Source organism: Bacillus sp. Hm123 (assembly GCF_051842975.2).
Classification (GTDB): Bacteria; Bacillota; Bacilli; order Bacillales; family Domibacillaceae; genus Bacillus_CE.
In genome coordinates, this window is the sequence record NZ_CM200277.1 from 1,552,598 (window position 1) to 1,576,670 (window position 24,073).

Annotated in this window: 17 protein-coding genes, 2 pseudogenes and 1 CRISPR repeat array; of the genes and pseudogenes, 17 read left to right on the forward strand and 2 right to left on the reverse strand. The window is 38.7% G+C overall.

The window, feature by feature from the left end:
- Nucleotides 1-2 precede the first annotated feature (2 nt).
- From ppdK to ACSVDJ_RS08030, 9 genes are all read left to right on the forward strand, one after another.
- Complete coding sequence (ppdK, locus tag ACSVDJ_RS07990; RefSeq protein WP_439170573.1) at nucleotides 3-2,645, forward strand: pyruvate, phosphate dikinase; 2,643 nt, start codon at nucleotides 3-5, stop codon at nucleotides 2,643-2,645.
- A gap of 247 nt (nucleotides 2,646-2,892) precedes the next feature.
- A complete protein-coding gene (locus ACSVDJ_RS07995) occupies nucleotides 2,893-6,363 on the forward strand; it encodes a DUF4132 domain-containing protein (RefSeq protein WP_439170524.1) in 3,471 nt (1,156 codons plus the stop codon).
- Nucleotides 6,364-6,444: 81 nt separating this feature from the next.
- Nucleotides 6,445-7,563 carry an ATP-binding protein gene (locus ACSVDJ_RS08000; RefSeq protein WP_439170522.1) on the forward strand — a complete coding sequence of 373 codons (1,119 nt, stop codon included), beginning with the start codon at nucleotides 6,445-6,447 and terminating at the stop codon, nucleotides 7,561-7,563.
- Entirely contained in the window at nucleotides 7,524-9,929 is a 2,406-nt protein-coding gene (locus ACSVDJ_RS08005; RefSeq protein WP_439170521.1) for a DUF5682 family protein, read from the forward strand. The genes ACSVDJ_RS08000 and ACSVDJ_RS08005 overlap by 40 nt, the downstream gene beginning before the upstream one ends.
- Nucleotides 9,930-9,940: 11 nt before the next feature.
- Nucleotides 9,941-11,065 (forward strand): VWA domain-containing protein, encoded by a 1,125-nt coding sequence (locus ACSVDJ_RS08010; RefSeq protein ID WP_439170520.1) that lies wholly within the window; start codon nucleotides 9,941-9,943, stop codon nucleotides 11,063-11,065.
- On the forward strand, nucleotides 11,041-12,726 hold the full coding sequence (locus tag ACSVDJ_RS08015; RefSeq protein ID WP_439170518.1) for a hypothetical protein: 1,686 nt from the start codon (nucleotides 11,041-11,043) through the stop codon (nucleotides 12,724-12,726). Before ACSVDJ_RS08010 ends, ACSVDJ_RS08015 begins: the two co-directional genes overlap by 25 nt.
- Nucleotides 12,727-12,738: 12 nt before the next feature.
- Nucleotides 12,739-13,023 carry a hypothetical protein gene (locus tag ACSVDJ_RS08020; RefSeq protein ID WP_439170517.1) on the forward strand — a complete coding sequence of 95 codons (285 nt, stop codon included), beginning with the start codon at nucleotides 12,739-12,741 and terminating at the stop codon, nucleotides 13,021-13,023.
- A gap of 245 nt (nucleotides 13,024-13,268) precedes the next feature.
- A CRISPR array of direct repeats spans nucleotides 13,269-13,826; the repeat unit is 32 nt; unit sequence GTCGCACTCTATATGGGTGCGTGGATTGAAAT.
- A 134-nt stretch (nucleotides 13,827-13,960) separates the two neighbouring features.
- On the forward strand, nucleotides 13,961-14,230 hold the full coding sequence (locus ACSVDJ_RS08025) for a hypothetical protein (protein WP_439170516.1): 270 nt from the start codon (nucleotides 13,961-13,963) through the stop codon (nucleotides 14,228-14,230).
- Nucleotides 14,231-14,488: 258 nt separating this feature from the next.
- Entirely contained in the window at nucleotides 14,489-15,604 is a 1,116-nt protein-coding gene (locus ACSVDJ_RS08030) for an RNA-guided endonuclease InsQ/TnpB family protein (protein ID WP_439170515.1), read from the forward strand.
- A 221-nt stretch (nucleotides 15,605-15,825) separates the two neighbouring features.
- On the opposite strand, the gene ACSVDJ_RS08035 is transcribed toward ACSVDJ_RS08030, so the two are convergent.
- The gene (locus ACSVDJ_RS08035) at nucleotides 15,826-16,098 is read right to left on the reverse strand and encodes a YgaP family membrane protein (RefSeq protein WP_439170514.1); all 273 of its coding nucleotides are present in this window, start codon (nucleotides 16,096-16,098) and stop codon (nucleotides 15,826-15,828) included.
- Between the two features lie 127 nt (nucleotides 16,099-16,225).
- The gene (locus tag ACSVDJ_RS08040; RefSeq protein ID WP_439170513.1) at nucleotides 16,226-16,771 is read right to left on the reverse strand and encodes a GNAT family N-acetyltransferase; all 546 of its coding nucleotides are present in this window, start codon (nucleotides 16,769-16,771) and stop codon (nucleotides 16,226-16,228) included.
- A 301-nt stretch (nucleotides 16,772-17,072) separates the two neighbouring features.
- On the opposite strand from ACSVDJ_RS08040, the gene ACSVDJ_RS08045 reads away from it, so the two are divergent.
- From ACSVDJ_RS08045 to ACSVDJ_RS08080, 8 genes and pseudogenes are all read left to right on the forward strand, one after another.
- The gene (locus ACSVDJ_RS08045) at nucleotides 17,073-17,387 is read left to right on the forward strand and encodes a DUF3870 domain-containing protein (RefSeq protein WP_439170572.1); all 315 of its coding nucleotides are present in this window, start codon (nucleotides 17,073-17,075) and stop codon (nucleotides 17,385-17,387) included.
- 107 nt (nucleotides 17,388-17,494) lie between these two features.
- A complete protein-coding gene (locus tag ACSVDJ_RS08050) occupies nucleotides 17,495-18,658 on the forward strand; it encodes a DUF819 family protein (protein ID WP_439170512.1) in 1,164 nt (387 codons plus the stop codon).
- A gap of 15 nt (nucleotides 18,659-18,673) precedes the next feature.
- Complete coding sequence (locus tag ACSVDJ_RS08055) at nucleotides 18,674-19,741, forward strand: mandelate racemase/muconate lactonizing enzyme family protein (protein WP_439170511.1); 1,068 nt, start codon at nucleotides 18,674-18,676, stop codon at nucleotides 19,739-19,741.
- A gap of 49 nt (nucleotides 19,742-19,790) precedes the next feature.
- Nucleotides 19,791-20,198 (forward strand): annotated as a pseudogene (locus tag ACSVDJ_RS08060) (C40 family peptidase); the annotation flags it as partial.
- Nucleotides 20,199-20,299: 101 nt separating this feature from the next.
- Entirely contained in the window at nucleotides 20,300-20,677 is a 378-nt protein-coding gene (locus ACSVDJ_RS08065; protein ID WP_439170509.1) for a VOC family protein, read from the forward strand.
- On the forward strand, nucleotides 20,674-21,228 hold the full coding sequence (locus ACSVDJ_RS08070; protein WP_439170571.1) for a DinB family protein: 555 nt from the start codon (nucleotides 20,674-20,676) through the stop codon (nucleotides 21,226-21,228). Before ACSVDJ_RS08065 ends, ACSVDJ_RS08070 begins: the two co-directional genes overlap by 4 nt.
- A gap of 62 nt (nucleotides 21,229-21,290) precedes the next feature.
- The gene (locus tag ACSVDJ_RS08075) at nucleotides 21,291-23,426 is read left to right on the forward strand and encodes an ATP-dependent helicase (protein ID WP_439170507.1); all 2,136 of its coding nucleotides are present in this window, start codon (nucleotides 21,291-21,293) and stop codon (nucleotides 23,424-23,426) included.
- A gap of 117 nt (nucleotides 23,427-23,543) precedes the next feature.
- A pseudogene (locus tag ACSVDJ_RS08080) lies at nucleotides 23,544-23,888 on the forward strand (anti sigma factor C-terminal domain-containing protein); the annotation flags it as partial.
- Nucleotides 23,889-24,073: the final 185 nt, after the last annotated feature.

Below are 24,073 nucleotides of genomic sequence, written 5' to 3' on the forward strand. Positions count from 1 at the left end.
TGATGGAGAAGTTTGTATACTTATTTAATGAAGGTCAAGGAAATATGAAGGAATTACTAGGAGGAAAAGGAGCTAATTTAGCGGAAATGACAAGTATCGGTTTGCCCGTTCCGTTTGGCTTTACGATTACAACAGAAGCTTGTAATGCTTACTATGAATTTGGTAAAGCGATTCCTTCAGTTGTAGAAGAGCAAACACTAGAAGCTCTCAATCATTTAGAAGAGAAAATGGAGAAAAAGCTTGGAGATGCTGAGAATCCATTGCTTGTTTCTGTCCGTTCTGGTTCTGTGTTCTCGATGCCAGGCATGATGGATACAGTTTTAAATCTTGGGATGAATGATGAAACGGTCGTCGGCGTGGCAAAATTAACGAATAATCCGCGCTTTGCTTATGACTCTTATCGTCGTTTCATTCAAATGTTCAGCAATGTTGTGCTTGAAATTGATACTTACTACTTCGAACAGCTATTAGAAGAAACACGTGAACAAAAAGGCTACTCCTCTGATCCAGAATTAACAGCGGAAGATTGGAAAGAAGTCATTGCTGGCTACAAAGACATTGTGAAAAAGCATACGAAAAAAGCGTTCCCGCAAGATCCAAAAGAACAGCTCTTCCTTGCAATCAATGCAGTGTTCAATTCTTGGAACAATCAGCGCGCGATTATTTACCGTCGTCTGAACAAAATTCCAGATCATCTTGGAACAGCGGTGAATATTCAAAGCATGGTATTTGGAAACATGGGAGATGACTCTGGTACGGGAGTTGCTTTCACAAGAAATCCATCCACAGGTGAAGCGATTCTTTACGGTGAATATTTAATCAATGCTCAAGGAGAAGACGTTGTTGCGGGAATTCGTACCCCACAGCCGATCGCTACTTTAGAGCAAGAAATGCCAGATGTGTATAAGCAATTTACAGCGACATGCCATCAATTAGAGCAGCATTATCAAGAAATGCAAGATATCGAGTTTACGGTAGAGCGTGGAAAACTATTTATCTTACAAACACGTAACGGAAAGCGTACGGCACAAGCAGCCATTCGTATAGCTGTGGAAATGGAACAAGAAGGAATTATTGATAAAAATACAGCTCTTCTTCGAGTGGACCCTGATCAATTAAATCAGCTACTTCACCGTCGAATTGATGACTCAATCAAGAAAGAAGTATTAGCTAAAGGATTACCAGCCTCTCCAGGTGCGGCGACAGGTCAAGTTGTTTTCGATGCGGATGAGGCAGAGCAATTAGCTAGTCAAGGAGAAAAAGTGATTCTTGTTCGTCCTGAAACGACGCCAGATGATATTCACGGCATTGTCACAGCACAAGCGATTATTACAAGCCGTGGCGGAATGACGAGTCATGCTGCTGTTGTTGCAAGAGGCATGGGAAAAGCGTGTATTTGTGGCTGTGAAGAATTAAAAATCGATTTAAAAGCAAAGCAATTTGTTGTAGGTGACAAAGTTGTCTACTATGGAGAGATCATCACAATTGATGGGGCAACGGGTGAAATCATGCTTGGAGAAGTACCGATGATTGATCCGGAGCTATCCGAGGAGTTTCAGCAATTGCTTACTTGGGCAGACGAAGTACGTCAAATGAACGTTCGCGCTAATGCTGATACACCAGAAGATGCGAAGAAAGCTTTTGAATTTGGAGCGGAAGGGATTGGCCTATGCCGTACAGAGCATATGTTTATGGATAGTAAACGCATCCCAATTGTGCAAGAAATGATTTTAGCGGAAAACTCAAAAGAGAGACAGTCAGCACTTGAACAATTATTACCGATGCAACAAAGTGATTTTGAGGGTATTTTTGAAGCAATGCAAGGTCATCCGGTCACCGTTCGTCTACTAGACCCACCACTTCATGAGTTCTTACCTAATAAAGAAGAACTTCTAGTAGAGGTCACTAAGCTACAAATGGTCGACCCTAAATCGGAAGAACTAAAAGAAAAAGAGCAGTTGCTGAAAAAAGTACGCCAATTAGATGAACACAACCCGATGCTCGGTCTTCGTGGCTGCCGTTTAGGAATGATGTATCCTGAAATTTATGACATGCAAGCGAAAGCAATTTTCTATGCGATCGCTCAATTAGCTGAAAAAGGCATTCCAGCTCAGCCAGAAGTGATGATTCCACTTGTTGGACATGTGAATGAGCTTAAAGAAATGCGCCAAGTTGTCATTGATGCGGCTAATGCGGTTCAAGAAGAAACAGGACAAACGATTACGTACACGATCGGTACAATGATTGAAATTCCTCGTGCCGCTTTAACAGCCGATGAAATTGCTGAGGAAGCAGACTTCTTCTCCTTCGGTACGAATGATTTAACGCAAACTACATTCGGCTATAGTCGTGATGATGCAGAAGGGAAGTTCCTACAGGCGTACATTGAAAATAAAGTACTTCCAGAAAATCCGTTTGCTGTGCTTGATCAAAACGGCGTTGGGAAATTAGTCGAAACAGGCGTGAAGCTAGGACGTGCAACAAAAGCTAAGCTGAAAACAGGTGTATGTGGAGAACATGGTGGAGAAAAAAGCTCCGTTGACTTCTTCCATAAAACCGGTTTAGATTACGTTAGCTGTTCCCCATACCGTGTACCGCTAGCTCGTTTAGCAGCGGCTCAGGCGACAATTCGTCATAATCAATAAGAATATACAGTATAATTTTAACTAGAGAGCTGTTCCATAAGTCTGATTGGACTATGGGGCAGCTTTCCTATTTTTATGAAATAGTACTAGTTATTACTTGAACTATAATTTTATTACTATTACAATAAAACGAGAACGTACATTCTTGTTTGTCGTAGTGTTGAATGAATGCTGGAAAGGTCTGTTAACCTTTAAATTTCGCTTTCATATCTCGATAGATAAAAATTAGACAAAGGTAGTGATAAACATGCAAACATCCGAAAGACTGATTGATAAATTAGTAGAAGCGTTACAAGTTTTCAAATTACAACAGCCCATCATCGACTTATTGGAAGACTATTTACTTGGCGAGCGAAATGATGCAGAGATTGAAAAAGTATTAAACGAGCTAAAAGAAGAGAAGGAGTATGACATAGAAGATTATAGCTCTTCATTTCGTCAAGCATTTTATGCACTAGATGATTATGAAGGAGAGGAGATCTATAATCGATTTCTAAAGATTTGTCTTTCAATTGGAGGAGAGAGCGTATTAAACATTTGGCCATTTCGAACTTGGATGAGAAGAGATTATAAAAAGACATTTGCCTACTTCAAGCAAGCTGACATCCCATTTGAATATTACATATTAAATTATGGGAATCAGATGATGGGATGGGATGAAATAGGTGACCAAAAGTATTTAAATCGTTTAGAAAATTTATGTGATCTAGATGGTGATGCGATGAGCAGAGCCTTTGAAAAAGCTGACCATGCACCGAAAATTCTTATCGGAGCTGTTTTATGGAAAAAAGGAATGAAAATAGATGGGCTAGAAGAGTGGGTCGTGTCTTGCATCACGCATAACTTGTCTATTTTTCTTAAAGATGAAATGCAGTTTACAGAACAACAATTAAAACAGGTTACAGATTGGTTACAAGAGGAAGAGCTCACTTCTTTATCTATACATAAAAAATGTGTGGAGAGTTTTACCTTTCAATTCTTAATTAGTTTGAACTACTATATGAAAGATGATTGCACGTTAAGTTCACGTGTGTTGAAGTTGTTGCTGGAACTTGATAGTATTGCAAGCATTCATCGTTTATTTGATTATTTTGAAAGAACATTCGAATATCGTTCGGTCCCACCAGTAGGGTTTTTCCAAGAACTAGAGCGTTTAGTGAACGATCTTCACATACCGAAAGAATATTATGTCGCTTGGTTGGCCGAGCAAACGTTACATTCGGATTATGAATTATTTTCGAAACGACTTCGTTTATTTCGACAAAGTCCGGACATTTTTGTTAAAGCATTACAATTACCTGATCCTCAGAGCAAAGCTGTGTTAGCTTCTTTGCTTTGTGAGTGCGGACAATCAGAGACATATTTACCTATATTAGAAGATGAAGTGCAAACTTTAATGATTACGGAATTAAAAGATGATGACATGAGTGAGGAACAACTACTTTCGTTTGTTCACTATATTGAAGGAAAAGTGGAAAGGCCAATTGTTCCAAAGCTTGAATGGTTGCGATTATCGGGCCATTTGATTCGAAGCATTTTGCTTTTAAAGGGAAAATCGCCATTGTTTGAGAAGTATGTCCATTGTGTGACTGTACTTAGTAGTAGTGATCCTTATATTTTTAGAAGTTTCACTCGATATTATGAAGAACTAACGAACGGTACATTACAGGAGATTATCAATATATTAGACAAGCTGCAAGTAGAGGCGACAGTAACAGTACCTGCGATCGCGAATATTGGTAATTATGATGATAAATACGAGCCAATTGTTCGTGCGTATATTGAGGAGCATATTGAGGAAGTCATGGAAGGTATTTCAGCTTGTGACGTTGATGGTAGAGAATTAATTTTAACTGAAGCGAAAGAAATACAATGGGAGGCGGATCAGTTTGATGTGTTGCTCATTCAGTTAATGGGAGACTCATCGAAGCGAATTCGTCAACTAGTCATCGACTTATTAAATGAACGTCCAAACAACAAACAATTAGTACTCCCATTGTTGCAACATAAAAAAGCTGTCGTACGTGAGCAAGCAGTCATTCTACTGTCTAACCACACCGACCAGAAAGTGGTACATGCACTCGAAGAAATGTTTGAGAAAGAGCGTTCGCATAAGGTGAAGGAGCTTATTTCAAAAGCAATCCATGTAGAAGAATTAGAAGAAGAGCAAGATATCACTTCATTAGCTAAATATTGTGAGAAACATTTAAATAAACGAAAAAAAGCGAAAGTAGAGTGGGTGACTCCAGAGACTCTTCCGGCTTTAATGGTGAAAGACCCTACAGAGGATTTGACAGACGATGTCGTTTATTTACTTTTAACGATGTTTGCTGATACGGATGAAGTTACTTTAAATAGCTTTGCAAGAAAGCTAGTGGAATGGATTGAAGAGAAAAGCTTACATGATATCGCATATGAAGTATTATTGCGCTGGGTTGCTGACGGGGCACAAGCGAAGCGCAAATGGGTGTTATCATTAGCGGCTCAATTTGGTGACAGTCGAGTCATTCATGAACTTTCATCGTTAATTGCTGATTGGGTGAAATCTTCTAGAGGAGCTATTGCCAGCTTAGCTGTGAAGGCATTAGCCTTGCAAGGAAGTGACGAGGCGTTACTAATAACTGATGGAATCGCGCAAAAGATTAAACATAAGCAAGTAAAGCGAGCAGCATCTGAAGCATTAGAAGCGGCAGCAAAAGAGTTTGGCATTACGCCGGAAGAATTAGCGGATCGTCTCATTCCAACTTTAGGATTCGATCAAGAAGGAAAACGAGTGTTTGATTATGGTCCGCGTTCCTTTACGGTGGAGGTGACACCAGAACAAACGTTACAAATCTTTAAAGAAGACGGCAAGAGTGTGAAAAATTTACCTCAAGTTGCTAAGAGTGATGATGAACAAAAAGCAACTGATGCGAGAGAGCAGTTCAAGTTACTGAAGAAGCAATTGAAAACAGTCGTGACGAATCAAAAAACGAGACTAGAAGCTGCGTTGTCAAAAAACCGCACGTGGGAAGCAGAGAAATGGGAGAAGTTATTTGTTGACAATGTGATTATGCAGTCATTTGCCATTGGCTTAATTTGGGGTGTGTATGAGGAAGGTGAGCTTGTCCAAAGTTTTCGCTATATGGATGATGGCACATTTAATACGATTGATGAAGACGAATACGAGCTTCCAGAAGGAGCAAACATCGGGCTCGTTCATCCACTCGATTTAGAAGCAGACGAAATTGAGCAATGGAAAGAACAGCTTGAAGATTATGAAATCATCCAGCCGATTGCTCAGCTCGATCGCCCAATTTTTATCATTACAGAAGAGGAGAAGAATCAAAAAGAGATCATTCGCTTTGCTGGTAGACAAATGAGTGATTTAGCTCTGCTCGGTCGAATCGATAAAGCGGGATGGAGTAAAGGCTCCGTTCAGGATGCTGGTGGCTTCTATGAGTTTTATAAAGAGATTGGAGAGTACGGTGCGGAACTGCATATGACAGGTATGTATGTAGGCGGCGGAATGGATGACGTTGTTGTGAAAGAAGTTATTTTTTATAAAGCTGGAACGGTGGAACGAGGAAGCTACGTGTATGATGAAGTAACGGACAAAAATCGAATCATGCCGAATAAGGTACCAGAAAGAATATTTAGCGAGCTCTTATTGGACGTTTCCAAAGCAACAGAAAAGTACGATAAGCTGATTGAAAAGTGGCGAGAAGCTAGCTGGTAAGTATGACTAATTAAAAAGATGAGTCGAATAAACGATATAGTTTGACTCATCTTTTTTACTCAGAAGCAGAGAGGACTGGAAATGATGACGAATCAAAATATGTTGAAATTACCTCCAGAGCGTCAATATGAAAAAGAATTGTTAGCTTTGAAGGAGAATGACCAAGGTGCGAAGCCTGAAAACTGGGAGATGTCGCCTAAATCTGTGCGTGCGTTTATTTTAGGGAGCGACAAGCCTTTACATTATAACGGTGAAGAAGTAACGATCCAGAAGAAATTCTTTGGGGATGATGCTTTAATTGAGCGTTGTATTATTACGTTAGCGGGAAATCGCGGATTGTTACTGGCGGGAGAGCCAGGTACAGCAAAGACGATGCTTAGTGAGTTGTTAGCCACAGCCATTTCCGGAACGAGTACAAACACTGTGCAAGGTACAGCAGGGACGACAGAGGATATGATCAAATACTCTTGGAATTATGCGCTGTTGTTAGCGAAAGGGCCGTCCGAAGAGGCACTTGTCCCTTCCCCTCTTTACACTGGAATGGAAAAAGGCAGAATCACGAGAGTAGAAGAAATTACTCGCTGTCCGTCTGAAGTACAAGATAGTCTCATTAGTATGATGAGTGATAAAGTGTTAACCATTCCTGAATTAGGAGAAGAAGGGGTGTTATTTGCTACACCAGGTTTTAATATTATCGCTACTGCCAACATTCGCGATAAAGGCGTAAATGAGATGAGTAGCGCTTTAAAGCGCCGCTTTAACTTTGAAATTGTTTCTCCTATTAAAGAATTAGCGTTAGAAGTTCAAATTATTGAGAAGGAAGTTGAAAAATTAATTGCGCAAACGAATATAGATGTTGAACTGGATCGTGATTCGGCGCACTTATTAGCGACCACTTTTCATGAATTGCGTGAAGGTCAAACAGCGGACGGCAAGCGTATGGACCAAATGGAAGCAGTGATGAGTACGGCAGAAGCGGTATCGGTCTATTTCCAAAGTGTGATGAGTGCGTATTATTATGACGATGGTTATTTAACGATGGATCGAGTCGTGCAAAACATGTTAGGTACGGTCATCAAGGATCATGATGAAGACCGGAAGAAACTAAAAAACTATTTCTCTACGATTGTGAAAGATCGCAGTATGAAAGAGGGCGGATTATGGAACGAGTATTACCAAGCCAAGAAATGGATCAAATAAATGCTCTATATGAGCAAGCGTTAAATTACAATCAGCAAACGATCTATTTTCCTGTACGCCACCATAGTCCAGCTTGCTCCTATCACCTGCAAAAAGTGATCGAAACGTACCAACCTGAAGTGATCTTAATTGAAGGGCCGACGAATGCGAATGAATTGCTTCCTTATCTTGTTCATGAAAACAATCAAGCCCCTTTTGCGGTTTATTATTCCTATGCCGATCAAGCGGCATTATTGGATGAGGACAAAGGAAAATATACGTGCTATTATCCGTTTTTAGATTATTCACCGGAGCTAGTAGCGTTGCGACAAGCGCATAAGCTCGATATCGAAGCGAAATTTATTGATTTACCGTATGAACAAATTTTATTGAATAGCGAACGTGGGAAAGGCCTGCATGAAAAGGATCGTAAAAAAAATTACAATGATGACTATTTATTAGATCGCAGTCGATTTATCCAATCACTATGCCAAAAAGAAAACTGTCGCAGTTTCAACGAACTTTGGGAAAAATTATATGAAATCGATGGGCTTTACCAGTCAACAGAAGTATTTGTGAAAAATATGCTCGCCTATTGTTATTTATCGCGCTATGACTACACGGAAGATATGCTAAAAGCGGAAGGCTGCTTAGCTCGGGAGCAATTTATGGCGCAGGAAATTCAACAAGCGATGAAGCAATATGAAAGAATTCTCGTTGTAACGGGTGGCTTTCATACTTCAGGCCTGATTGGATTACAGTCTGAATCACTGCCTAAGCTCTCATTGCCAAAAGTGAAGGAAAAAGACACAGGGACATACTTAATGGCTTATACATATAAGGAATGCCATCAGCTTAATGGCTATGCAAGTGGTATGCCTTACCCGTCCTATTATCAAACGGTTTGGAAAAACATATTGAAAAGAACGAAGCAACCACTTGAGGCATCAGTTCAATATTATATAGCGAAGTTTGGTAAGAGACTAAGAGAAACAGAAGACGGTGTTTCAACCGCCGATTCCATTGAAGCGATGCGGATGGCGATTGGTTTAGCTGGATTACGAGACAAGCTAGAATGTAGCCTTTATGAGCTAACGGACGGGGTGAAAAGTGCTTTTACGAAAAATGAGCATTCCCGCTTGTTACAAATGTTAGATCAGTTATTAATAGGCGACCAGGTCGGTCTCGTTAAAGAAACGCTTCATATGCCTCCGATTGTTAATGATTTTCACTCGATATGTAAAAAATATAAGCTGTCTATTCAAACGGTGCAAAAGCAAGAGAAAGTGCTAGATTTGCTAAAAACAAAATCTCATCGTGAAATCAGTCGCTTCTTTCACGCGATGAATTATTTAAATACGGACTTCTGCGTCAAGAAAAAGGGTCCGAATTATGTGAAACGTATCGATACAAATTTAGTACGAGAAACGTGGGAATACCGCTGGAATCCGCATGTGGAAACGGAATTGATTCAGCATTCTGTCTATGGAGGAACGATTAGCGAAGCGGTATCTGAAATGATTATGGAAAGAATAAAAAAAAGTTCAAGTGAGAGCCACGTGGCGTGTGAGCAACTCGTCTATGCTGCATTAATCGGGCTTGAACCGCTAATGAAACAGGTTTTACCAACAGTTGAACAAATTATTCAACAAGATGGAGATTTCTACTCTCTCGTAGATGCTTGTCATCATCTTCATTTTCTCGTAAAAGAACCGTATTTATTTCATATCGAACAAAGTCCATATATCAAATCGTTGCTGATTCAAGCATTTCAAAAGGCTGTATCTTTAATGACGGCCGTAGCTAACGTCCCTAAAGACGATGAAAATCGCGCGGTAGAAGCGATGAAACAGTTCTATACGCTAATCATTGATCGTGAGTTATCGGTACATACAGAATTATTTATTGTGCAGTTGAAGGAAATCTTAGCCGCCAAAGAACAAAACCCGGCGATAGCCGGTGCGGTGGTTAGCATGCTTATCGGATTAGAAGAATGGACGGAAGAACAAGGTGTAGAAAAAGCGATGTCGTATTTGTTTGCGACGGGAGAAGCTGTGACAGAAGCGGCCGCCTTTTTAAAAGGGTTGCTGACGGTTTCGAGAGAGATGATGTTGTCTAATCAAACGTTATTAGACGGAATTCAACAAATGCTTAGTGACATTAGCTATGAGACGTTTTTGCAAGTGTTGCCTGAGCTTCGATATGCCTTTAGCTCATTCACTCCATTAGAAATTAACATGATTGCGAAACGAGTGGCTCATTGGCACGACACAAAAGTGGATTCCGTATTGGAGCTGCCTGCCATTGATGAAGCGGTCATTCGTCAGGCTAAAAATTTGGATGAGGAAGCTCGACGACAATTGCTTGATTGGGCGATATTGAAGTAAGGGGAGGCATTATGACTACAAATAGAGAAACGTTGAATCGTTGGCGTCTTGTACTAGGAAAGTTTGCTGAAGAGCAATTGCCACTTGAAGGTAACCATGCTGAATTCAAAGAAGTAGATGATGTACTCGACTTTTTATATCATCGTGAGTATGGTGAAGACGGTGAAGTTCGGCAAAGACAAGCTGGTCAAGGTTCGTCCGTTTTAACGGTGCCGGCATGGATTACCAAAATACGCGAGCTGTTTCCGAAAGAGACAGTGGAAATTTTAGAAAAGCAGGCATTAGATGAATACGGTTTAGTAGAATTACTAACCGATAAGGAAACGTTAGAGAAGCTTGAGCCTAATATGCAATTGCTGAAAAGTGTTCTTCAATGTAAACATTTATTAAAAGGAGAAACATTAGAAACAGCAAAGCAAATTGTCAAGCAAGTGGCGGAAGAGATTCAAAAAAAGCTTGAATCCGACGTGAAAGCAAGCCTCGTCGGTAAATTAAATCGTCATCAGCGTGGCTATGTGAAGTCTATTCGCAATTTAGACGTCAAACGAACGATTCAACTAAATTTGAAAAATTATGATCAAGAACATAAACGATTGGTGATTGATCAACTATATTTTAATTCAAGAGTGAGGACGTTTAATAAATGGCGTGTCATTATTGCTGTAGATGAAAGTGGAAGTATGCTAGATTCGGTCATTCATAGTGCGATTATGGCAGGGATTTTTGCGAAGCTACCGATGTTAAAAACGAACTTGATCATTTTTGATACAGAAGTGGTTGATTTATCTCATGATTTGGATGATCCTGTCCAAACGTTAATGAGCATTCAGCTTGGTGGAGGGACCCATATTGCGAAAGCGCTTCGTTATTGTCGCGGTTTAATAGAAGAACCTTACCGGACGATCGTCGTTTGTGTCACAGATCTCATGGAAGGATACGGGAAACATTCGATGTATGCTGAAGCGAAAGAAATTCTCGATACGGGTGCGAAACTAATTGTATTGCCTGCTTTAGATTATCAAGCTGTACCTGTTTACGATAAAGAAGCGGCTCAACAGTTGAAAAATATGGGAGCAAATGTCGCTTTACTTACACCGGAGGGATTGTCTAAATGGATAGCAACGGTCATATCGTAAATGAATGGAAAGAATTCATTCAATCCTGTGATGAAATTTTTCTAACTAACAAAGCGAATAAAGGATTATATAAAAGGGCGTTAAAAGATATTGATAACGGAGTCACTGTTACAGCTGAACAGCAAAAAGAAGAACTTATTTGTCGCCTTTCAGATGAAACTGTTTGTTCTTTTACGCTGGGGTTAACCGATTTCACATGCAGCTGTCCCTCGAAGAAAATATGTAAACATGTGTTGATAGCGATTATTAGTTTGCGGCAAGAGAGATCAGATGAGGGCGCCGAAAAAGCTGAAGAAGCAGTGGGTGATTTCACCTGGGTATTGGAATGTGACTTGGAGGAACTTCGAAAAAAACTGACGGATAAACAATTCCATGACATCGTGTTTCGAGCGAAATTTGGCATTCAAGCAACGATAGAAGAACAAGAAAACTTGACGATCGATTTTGGTGAGATGAACGAAAATATTCGCTTTTCATCTAATCCATCATGGAGCTGGACTGTGTGCAGTTGCAAAGAACAAGAGTTTTGTATACATCGTGCCGAGGCGGTCATTCATTATCAATTATTTAAAGATGTGTTGAATGTTCAACAGTTAGAACAGTCTCGAACTAGAAAGGTTTCTAATAGTGCGATCCGAGAAGTGCAAGAGTTATTGCAAGAAATCGCTGTGACGGGCCTGACGAAGCTACCAGTCACAATCAGTGATCGTATCGAGCGTTTAGCGGTCTTTTGCCATAGCGAGCAAATGCCTAGATTAGAAAAACAATTGCGAAGTTTAAGTACGCTTTTATCGAAATATTTATTAAAAAATGCACCGGTCTCCCAACGAACGATTCGTCAATTAATGACGAAAATCTATTTAATGACGCAAGCACTTCAGCATTCTGTGTCCCAATCATTAAAAGAAAAGTTGATCGGTGAGCACCAAACGACTTATACAGATATCCAAAACCTACATTTAATCGGTGTCGGAGCAAAACGTTGGCAAACTAGTTCTGGTTACGAAGGGATTACAGCTTATTTTTTCAATGAGCCGAAGCAATGCTGGTTCACGTATTCAGCGATGCAGCCTACATATTATAGTAGTCAAGCTTCGCTCAAAAGCGTTCAGTCATTTTATAAGACAAAAGTCAATTGGGATATGAATGCTTCTTTAGAAGACCTTTCAAGGCATACGTTTACGTTGCAACGATGCAAAGTCAATGAGCAATATCGTCTTTCCTCTTCTGAACAAACGACGGGTACAATAGATGCCCGTACGAATGTGAGCGATATTCGTTTTGACAGCTGTTCCTTCGACCATTGGGAGGCATTACGGAACTTCTATGAAACTCATCACTCGTACCAATTAGTAGAAGACAATCAAGAAGGGAACCTGTTCTTTTTTGCCGTTCATGCCTGGGGAGACAGTGAGTTTAATGACGTGACCCAAACACTACGTATTCCGATTTACGATAAAAATGAAGATCGATTGATCGTCTCGATTGCTTACAATCAAGAAACAAAGTATCTTATTAAAGTATTTGAGCGGTTAACGAGAAAAAATCGTTTACACCACGCTTTATTAGGTAAATTGTATAAAACAGATGGAGAGTATCGAGTAGAACCAATCACACTGTACAGCCCTGATGGCGAAATAACGAATATCACATTAGACTAGGAGGGGAAAAGAATGAGTCAAATGACCATTGAGTCCGTAGTGATGGAACTAGAAGAATTTCTAGATGACGTTTGCTTAAGCGGCTGTCATTCAATGCCTTCCTACCGTATGGCTAATATGAAAAGCTTAGCAAGCTCCTGTCAAGAATTAGGTTTGCAGCTAGCAGAACAAACGTTACACAACATGATCGATGAAATGGCGAAAAAGAATAATCAGCTGCAGTTTAATTATGAAGCTTTCATTCACCACTATTTTACTTTGAGTGGATATGTAGAGATTATTAAAAATAGATTATGATGGTAGATGAACAAAAAACACTTCTGGTATAATAAGAAAATAATGTAAGAGATATGAACTACCTATAGTTTTTTGGGTGCGAATGTATAGCTCACATGAAATCCTTGGGATATTCGCACCGATATTCCAGCTTTTTATTTACTATTTTTGTAATTTTTATCGATTTGTTCTTTATTTTATAAAGAAAATGGCGTGTTTTTAGTCTATAATCGCTCTATTTTAAGGGGTTTTTACTAAAAATCGCTGTCGCACTCTATATGGGTGCGTGGATTGAAATATAAAAGGTGAAGCATACCGAATGATGGAGTATACGTCGCACTCTATATGGGTGCGTGGATTGAAATCCAGATGTGCATGATTATAGTTATGTTACTAGCGCGTCGCACTCTATATGGGTGCGTGGATTGAAATATCTTTCGCTGGACCAAACATGCCCATTACTTCGGTCGCACTCTATATGGGTGCGTGGATTGAAATATTACGATGTGCAAGAGATCGAAGGGATGGAGAGTCGCACTCTATATGGGTGCGTGGATTGAAATCAAACTCACCTGGAAGGCGGCGCTTTTCTTTTCAGTCGCACTCTATATGGGTGCGTGGATTGAAATCGTGAAGCTCAAAAGTGGGTGAAGGAGAACGGCGTCGCACTCTATATGGGTGCGTGGATTGAAATAGTGTACAAAGTCAACGATATGTCCGTATGGGTGTCGCACTCTATATGGGTGCGTGGATTGAAATTAGTAAAAGATGCAGCCATTAAACAATTGCAAGGTCGCACTCTATATGGGTGCGTGGATTGAAATATAATTTGTCTTCTACACGACTCACTAAATCGTTGTCACATCAATTCAGGAATAATAAAGTTGTTGAAAATAGTGGAATTGTATTCTCGTATCATAATTTATTTTTATCTTCCTAAAATAAGGAGATGTTTTAGATGGATTTCATTAAGCAGTTTCTTGATTCAGAAATAATGGATTTAGAAACTTACAAGGTGATTTATGATTTTATTGCATTAGGTAATTTTCGCTATGGTGAATACGAAGGGAACCAATATGTGATTAGAAAAATAAATAATAACCACGTGCAAATTGAAGATGAGGCAGCAACGAAACATACGGGCATTCCTCGTTTAGAAATATATCGTCGAGGGAAGCTTCTGCATATTTTAGAAAATTATAAAGATACGATTGAGGAAGATGAATGACATATACGAAATAAATACAACCGCTAATTCATCTAAAATCGGCAAGGATACCCCTTCTTCAATCGTGTGAAGGGCGATAGCCCAACGATAAGTGGGGGGGGAATTGCCGTCAGATACGGTATGGTATGTTAAAATCGTAAGGTTTCATACCATATCAAGTATCTGACCCTTCCACCTTGCCACCTCCTTTCTCTGTTTAAGTTGTTTACTTTCACTAAAAATTTGGTATAATCTAGTTAGTGAAAGGTGGTGAGGATAATGACTACGATTACTGCAAAAATACAGATATATGTTTCCGATAATCAAGCTGAAAGTCTAAAGATAACAACTAATGCTTATCGTAAAGCTTGCAATTGGCTATCAAAACATGTTTTCGAAACAAAAATACTGAATCAAGCAAACCTTAATGACTTGTATTATTCTGATTTACGAAATCAATTTGGACTAAAAAGCCAAATGGCTCAATCCGTGATGAAAACTGTCATCGCTCGTTACAAGTCAGCTAAATCAAATGGACATGAATGGTCTTTAATTGAGTTCAAACTTGCAGAATATGATTTAGTCTGGAATCGAGATTACTCGCTAACCCAAAGCCAATTTAGTGTAAACACGCTTGAAGGTCGTCTAAAACTAAATTATGAGCGTAAGGCTATGAAAAAATACTTTAATAATACTTGGAAATTCGGTACAGCTAAATTAGTGCATAAGCACAAGAAATGGTTCTTACACATCCCTATGACAAAAGAATACCAAGAGTTAGACTTTGCCGATGTAAATCATATTGTCGGCATTGATTTAGGAATCAACTTCCTTGCGACCACTTATGACAGTAAAGGTAAAACCACTTTCTACAACGGAAACGTTGTTAAACATAAGCGTGGTAAATTTAAAGCTACTCGTAAACAGTTACAAATGCGACAAACACCCTCTGCTCGTAAGAAACTAAAACAAATTGGCTCAAGAGAAAACCGTTATGTAACTGATGTAAACCATCAAATTACAAAGGCACTCGTTGACAAATACCCTAGAGGTACTATGTTTGTTTTAGAAGATTTAACAGGTGTCCGCTCCGCAACTGAAAAAGTACGAGTGAAAAACCGCTATGTTTCTGTTTCTTGGGCTTTCTACCAATTCCGTCAAATGCTTGAATATAAAGCTGAATTGAATGGGCAGAAGGTAATTGTCGTAGACCCAAAATATACTTCTCAAACTTGTCCTAAATGTGGGCATATTGAGAAAGCCAATCGAAACAAAAAACTACACATCTTTAAGTGTAAAAATTGCCAATACGAATCAAATGATGACCGTATTGGTGCAATGAACCTACACCGTAAAGGCATTGAACATATTGGTGTGGTTACTACAGGAGCATGACTCTTGTAGTAAGGGCGAAGTCAACCGTCCTTATGTTCCACCACTCTAAGGTAGGAGGTCTCAACAACCGTTCGCACTACTGGGTAGGAACAAGCGTAGTTACCGTCTATGAGGGTAGAGGTACTGTCGAACTTTGGCAGACGCAAGCCCCCGCTTCAAACAGACCGTAAGGTTGTTAAGTGGTGGGTTGTTGACTGAAAGAGTTAGCGGTTTTTAATTCTTTATTGGTAATTAAAAGGGGTTTCTTGTTCTGTTGTCTTTTCTTTAGCAAAATTATAAACGAGCATTTCTTGTCTTTTATTGAACAAGGCTGTTAATGGGCAAAAGCGCAGAATGCCTTCACCTATTTTCATTCCACCCAACATGGCCATGACTAGATAGGAATTTCTCCAAGGGTGATTGATGAGCTTTGAAGTGCCCCAAGCAAAAATAGTAAAACCGGCCGTGATCCGAATTAACGCGTTAATGATCCCGATGTTTGATGTGACTTTCATTTAGCTCGCTCCTTTAAAAAGATGTTATTACAGCGTTATAATCTCCATTCGTTTGCATCTTATGCATAAAAAAGGCTATCCACAAGCCGAAATATCGACTTGTGGATAGCCCCGAGAAGGATTTGAATTAATCTGTTTGTAACAATGAGTACATATTGATGTCATTAAACGTTCCTTTTGACTTTTCGTACTGTCTTAATGTTCCCTCAAAAGTGAAGTTTAATTTTTCGAGAAGTCTTATAGAATTCGAGTTTTCTGGTTCTACTTTTGCTTCAATTCGATTGAGCTTCAAAGTTTTAAAAGCATAATCTAACAAAGAATGGATGGCTTCTTGAGCGTATCCTTTACCCCAAAATGCTTTCGCTAACTCATACCCTATTTCAGCTTTCACATGTTCAAAGTCAAGGGAATTAAATCCACAAGAACCAATAATTTTTTGAGATTCTAATTCGATGATAGTGAAACGAGTAGCTTTGTTATTTTGATCTAAATCATTCAAAAACTCGATCATTTCTTTTGCTTGATTTTCATCGGTAAAATTAGTGATGTTCATAAATTTAGTAACGTCAGGGTCCGACCAAATGTGAAACAAGCTAGAAGAATCAGATACTTTCATTTTTCTTAAACGTAATCTTTCGGTGTGTAGATCTGTAGTCAATATTTTTACCTCCATTATTGTTTTGGTAACTGGATTAAAAATATCGCCATCTGTGCATAGTTCAGTCCCTTCATGTTCGTATGTGCTTATTATACAGAGGTTAGGTGTCAGAGGAAATAGCTTTTATGTAATAATCGAAAGAGGGACCTGGAAAAAACTTTATAAACTTCTTTTGTTTGATGAAAAAAGTAAAAAAATCTTGTCAAAAGTATGGAGAGTATAATAATATTGGATTAACCATTCTTATTATTTTGAATATACGCAAATATTATTGTGTATACCCCTTATAATATCAGTAATGGCAGGAGGAATTTTAGTGTTTCACAATGATACTATATATGTGATAGGGGATTCCAAGACAGCATCCAATAATCCTATTACACAACAATTTAATTCTTTTTTTATTGGTCTTGTGATTGATCGTAATACTCATGAGATCATTGATGCTGACTGTTCAGCTACTATTTCACTAACCTCTCGTTTTGTACATTCTTTACTTGTAGGAAAATCTATTCTACAAATAGAAGAAATTGTGTATGGAATTGAAAACCGTTATTTTGGTTCTTCACAAAAGGCTCTTATTGTTGCATTGAAGAATGCAAGTATTAAATATCATCAAATAAATAATTAGCTGCTTCTTTTGTTAAACGCAATTGAAATCCGGCTGTTAGAGAACGTTTCTTATTCTCTGGCGGTCGGTTTTTTATTTGATATATTCATTCAAAGGGGGAACAATAAATGATTCAAGATGGTGTTATGTTTATTTGCTTTTTGCTAGCGTTTACTGCAGTAATAGCACTCGCGGAGAAGAGAATAGGAGGAAAGTTTTTTCAGTATGTTCCAGGAATCGTGTTGATTTACCTTGGGGCAGCTTTAATGAAGACATTCGGTGTGTTCTCTAGTAGTGAATCTATTGAAAACGCTTACTCAACGGTTAGGGGATTATTACTGCCAGCAATGCTAATGTTGATGTTGTTACAATGTGACTTAAAGAAAATTATGAAACTTGGACCTAAAATGTTGTTAACTTTTTTAGCTGCGTCTTTAAGCATTGTTGGTGGGTTTGCGATTACCTACGCTTTGTTAAATCACTTTTACGTAGAAGGTACATGGAAGGCATTTGCCGCTTTAAATGCTAGTTGGACAGGTGGTTCAGCTAACATGGTAATCTTACAGGATATTTTAGATGTACCAGAAAACATTTTCGGTTATGTCTTAATTATGGATACAGTAAATTATTCTTTTTGGGTGATGTTGTTATTCTGGCTAGTTCCGTTTGCTACTAAGTTTAATAAATGGACAAAACCAGATACATCTTATATTGATCAAATGACCGCTGAACTAGAAACGGGTAATGGTCAAAATAAAAAAGAATTCGGCTTTGTAGAATTAATCGGGTTTTTAGGGCTTAGTTTAATGGTATCGGCACTCGCTATTAAAGCAGGGGAGAAGTTGCCTGAACTTGGAACAGCGGTAAATGCGACAACATGGACGATTATAATTGCTTCTGTTGTAGGATTAATATTAGCGATGACGAAAGTTGGGCGTATGCCCGGATCGATGGAAATTTCTAAAGTCATGCTATACATCATTATTGGATTAATCGCTTCTCATGCAGATTTCTCACAATTATTTCAAGCACCTGTATATATCATATCCGGCTTTATGATCCTTTTATTCCATGGATTAATTATGGTGATATTGGCAAAAGTATTTAAGTTAGATTTATTTACAATGGGCATTGCTTCTCTTTCGAATATTGGTGGAGTAGCTTCCGCGCCGATTTTGGCTGGTTCCTTTCACAAGGAGCTCATTCCAATCGGGATTCTAATGGCTGTACTGGGAAGTTTGTTAGGGACTTATTTCGGGATTTTATCATCATATATTTTACAAGTATTATAAGAAAAGGGTGTCGTTGTGAAAATTCAAGAAATGATTGTATCAGTAAAGAAATTGCCTTTAATTAAACCATTTAAGACAGCATTAAGGACAGCGGTCGAGATAGAAAATATATATGTATCTATTGTTTTAGAAGATGGAACAACAGGAATTGGTGCAGCGGCTCCTACAATTGCGATTACGGGTGATTCATTGACAAGTATTACAGGGATTATTAAAGAAGTAATAAGGCCACAATTGATAGGGAAAGAAATTTTTCAGATCAATGAGTTATCCTTAGCTATTCAGAGATCGTGCGTAGGAAATACTAGTGCAAAAGCTGCTGTGGAGATTGCTTTGTATGATGCAGTTTGTCGCTGTTTAAACCTCCCTTTATACCAATTACTTGGAGGGAAAACAAATAGATTGCAAAATGATATGACTGTCAGTGTAGGAGAACCACAAGAAATGGTTCAAGATGCTCTTAAAATTGTCGATGATGGATTTTCTATTGTAAAAGTGAAGGTAGGAAAAGAGTGGAGAAAAGATATTGATAGAATTGCCTCTATTCGTGAAGCTATTGGAGAACAGATGCTGATTAGAGTGGATGCTAATCAAGGATGGACACCAAAACAAGCTATTTATATCATTCATGAACTTGAGAATCGAAAGCTTAACATTGAGTTAATTGAACAACCGGTTCAAGCAAATGATATTGAAGGGTTAAAAGAAGTGAAGAACCAGGTGAATACACCTATTATGGCAGATGAAAGTCTATTCTCTCCTTATGATGCTCTGCACCTACTATCAGAACGGGCTGTGGACTATTTAAATATTAAGTTGATGAAAACAGGAGGCATTCGTCGTGCATTACAGGTTGCCGATATGGCTGAAGCAGCCGGAGTGGAGTGTATGATTGGTAGTATGATGGAATCTTCTATTAGTGTAGCGGCGGCGGTTCATTTAGCAATCGCTCATCCAAATATTACAAAAGTTGATTTGGATGCTCCCCTTTGGATTAAAGATGAACCGGTTTCAGGAATTCGCTACGAAAAAGACCAAATTACTATTTCTAATAAACCGGGTCTTGGTATTGAAATAAAATAATAGTGAAAGGAATGTTTCTATTGAAAAAAACTTTATTTTGTTGGTCGATATTTACAATGATGAAACTAATATACCGACACCGACTGGACAAAATATTTTAAATGATGGAAAGAAGTTTTTAGGACTTCCGTATTTATGGGCTGGTATGTCTGGATTTGGGTTTGATTGTTCAGGATTTACCTATACAATGTATCATGCCAATGGAATTACTATTCCAAGAGATTCATCCGTTCAAGCTAAGCATGGGACGCCGGTAGAGAAAAAAGATCTCCAAATTGGAGATTTAGTATTCTTTGCCTATGATCAAGGAAAAGGCAAAGTACATCATGTAGGCATATATGCTGGAAATGGAACAATGATTCATTCACCAAATACATCAACTCATGTCCGTATTGATAATATTGACGCATCTGGCTATGGAGAAGAATATGCCGGTGCTAGACGTTACATTCAATAGAAAAGCATTTTAGTTTTGGTAACATAGAACTTATTCTCGGTTTTATGTTACCATATTTTATATAAGGAAATTTTAAACAAATTAAATGGGGAGATGGTCGAATGACTTTTCACATTGAGACAATTGATCACATTCAACTGGCAGCACCTAAGGGGAGCGAGGAAGAAGCAAGAAAGTTTTTTAGAGATATTTTACGATTTAAAGAAATCGAAAAGCCGGCTGAGTTGCGAAAACGAGGCGGGGTCTGGTTTGAGTGTGGCAAAATCCAACTACATATTGGCATTGAGGAGCCTTTTTCTCCAGCGAAAAAAGCACATCCTGCGTTCGAAGTGAAAAATATTACCGAATTGATGGAGCACTTAGTTTCGTGTCAGGTTGTTATTACTGAAGATGATAAGTTACCAGGAGCAAAGCGTTTTTACACTTTTGATCCGTTTGGAAACCGCTTAGAATTTTTAGAATGGATAGAATCCAGGTGAAATCTGAGAGTATCGAGCTTCATTTCAATACTCTTGAACAACAGAGAGAATTCCTGTTTCCGACATTCGAATCTTTGACAATGCATCAACTGTGGGAAAGACCTAGTGAAGATAAATGGTCTATTGGTGAGTCAGTTTATCATTTATATTTAATGATGAAGGTGCTACGAGTAGCAGCAAATATAACGATTCCGTGTACAAAGTTATACGCGAAAAGTGTAAGGAAGAAATCCTATGCTACGTCTATTCATGACATCTATCAAGAATATGGAAACAAACGCAAAAAGAGTATGAAAGCACCGTTTGTATTAAATCCACCTAATAATATTCGGCTCAATTTAACATTTGATGATATAAATGATTTATTAGTTAACGAAACTAGACGAGTCAAAAAGCTTGTTGAAGAAATTGATGAGGAGACTGCTGGACATATCATCTTTTTAGACCCAGTAGCAAACCACCCTAATCTCATTCAAGCGATTCAATTATTAGCTATTCATGAAGCACACCATTTTCGAATTATGAAACGAGATTTGGGAGAGTTCAAGTGAATGAGTCTCCGTTTGATGTTATACTGAAAGAAATATTCGAACGGTTGAAAGGGTAATCTGAAATGACGGTAAAAGAAGATTTTTTTGTTCGCAAGAAAAGTGAATTAGGTGTTTCTTTAAATCAAATGCAACGACAAGCGGTGCTTCAAACGGAAGGACCGCTGTTGCTGTTGGCTTCTCCAGGATCGGGAAAAACAACAACAATGATTATGCGGATCGGTTATTTAATTGAGGAAAAGAGGATAGCTCCGGCGCGGATTAAGGCGATTACGTTCAGTCGGGCAGCGGCTCACGATATGAAGTTGCGTTTCGAACGTTTTTTTCCTCACCTTCCAGTCGTTGATTTTTCTACGATTCATGGCTTGGCCTTTGAAGTTGTGCGCGAGCATTTTCGTGAAACGAGAACACCATATCAAATGATTGAGGGTGATAAAAGCCCATTGCATAAAAAGATCATCTTACGAAATTTATTCAAGTCGATTGTCGGTGAGCATATTACTGAAGATCAAATGGACGAGCTGACGACGTATATTAGTTTTATGAAAAACAAGATGATTCCTGAGGACAAATGGTCAACCATTAAAGTCGATGTTCCAGAAGCTGAGCGGATTTTTCGCGAGTATGAGTCCTACAAGAAAACAGGCACGCATCAACTGTTACTTGATTATGATGATATGCTGACGATTGCTAATGAAGTGTTTGAAGAGAATCGCGAGCTTCTTAAGCGGTACCAACGTCGATATGATTATGTATTGACAGACGAGAGTCAAGATACGTCGATGGTGCAGCATGCGATGATTGAAAAGCTCGTCCAACAGCATAAAAACCTTTGTGTGGTTGCAGATGATGATCAAGCGATTTATAGTTGGCGAGGAGCCGAGCCATCATATTTGTTGAATTTTAGGCAAGTCTATCCGAGTGCTACCGTTCTGTTTATGGAGCAAAATTATCGCTCATCTCAAGAGATCGTTGATGTAGCAAATCAATTTATTAAACGAAACAAGCAGCGCTACGATAAAAATATGTTTACAGCCAATCCCTCCGCTGAGCCGATTAAAGTGAAGGATTTAACAGATTACAAGTATCAAGCGAAATATTTAGTAAAAGAAATGAAGAAAACGGAACAGCTTGCTGGAGTGGCCATTCTATATCGCAATCATTCTTCTTCCATTATGTTAATGAATGAGTTTGACCGTGCTGGGATTCCTTTTTATATGAAGGATGCGGACAATCGCTTTTTCTCACATTGGGTCGTGGAAGATATTTTAAACTTCATGCGGATGACGTTTACCGATAAGCGCCCCGATATTTTAGAAAAAATTCACCTGAAGTTTAATGGCTATATTAGTAAACAGCAAATGGCCGCACTGAAGCAAATTCGTAATAACGAATCGGTTTTTGATAACTTATTGAATCATGTTCAACTAAAAGACTATCAAGTGAAACAATTAAAAGCATGCAAAGAAACGTTCCAGCAAATGAGCGGCATGCCGCCATTGCATGCGATCCGTGTGATTAGAGATCGGTTAGGTTATGAGAAAGCATTGGAGAAGACGTGTGAACAACTGGGTTTTCGTAAGGAATATTTATTTGGTATTTTGAACACACTTGAAGAAATTGCCGACACGTTAGAAACGATGGAGGAGTTTGCAGGGCGGCTCAAGCATTTAGCATCTGTTCTAAAAACGGCTAAAACAAGAAAAGGGCAAAATGCCGTCACTTTTTCGACGTTTCACAGTGCGAAGGGGCTAGAATTTGAACATGTGTATATGATTGATGTAGTGGAAGGCGTGATTCCATCCTCTGATGACGACAAAAGAGGGGCAGAAGAGAAAATGGAAGAGGCCACTCGCCTGTTTTACGTCGGAATGACACGAGCAAAACGCCATTTAGAGCTGATTCATTATAGAGTGCGTGATGGGAAAAGGACAATCGAATCTCGTTTCGTCACGGACGTTAAAAAAATAATCAGTCCGAAAGAGGAAAAATCTCATGAGAAAGCGCTCGTGCAAAACCCGAATGCAATCCGAAGCAGAAGTGACTTAGCAGTAGGAAAATTGGTGAAGCATCGAGTGTTTGGGAATGGGGAAATTGTTCAACTTACCGAAGAGATGATTGAAATTCAGTTTCGAGAAGGGGTTAAAAAGCTGGCTGTGGCTACTTGTTTAGAGATGGGCTTATTAGAGAAAGTTAAATAAATCAATCAAAACCGCTCAAAGTGAAGAAGCTTTAGAGCGGTTTTGATTTTGGTGCTTTTTATTATGTGTAGCAATAATAAAGGGATTCACCTCGGGAAGCGAATCGTTAATTTTTTTCATTTAAACATTGTATGGTTGTATATGGCATCCCCAATTGTAGACGAAAGTAAGGGATCTTCTGGCATGCCGATTTATGGATTTGATCCGTCTGATTCGCCAAAAGAAGCGTACGATAGCTTCATTGATGCACTTAAACAATATGATGCAAATGGTAATCACCAAGCAATCCAGGAGTTTTTCAAATTAAATAAAAATAAACAGTTTGATGAAGTGAAAATTTTAGGAGTCATGCTGACTGGCCAAACCTAAAATTTCAAAGCTTTAGAAAATCAAGATTTTATTCGAGGTGCTTCTGTAGGAGCTACTGCACCAATCGTCCCTTATATTAAACCGGAGAAATAATAAGCAAGGGGCCGTCCAAAAAATAGTGACGTTATATTCAATAGCATGCGTTGGTAGAGAAGATAGAAGCTTTTCTCGCCAGCGCATTTTGTTTTAGAATGTATTTAATACGTAAGGTATCATTTATTATGTTATTATTCCTAGGTATATTGACATGGTTTCATTAGATATGTATAATTTTAAAT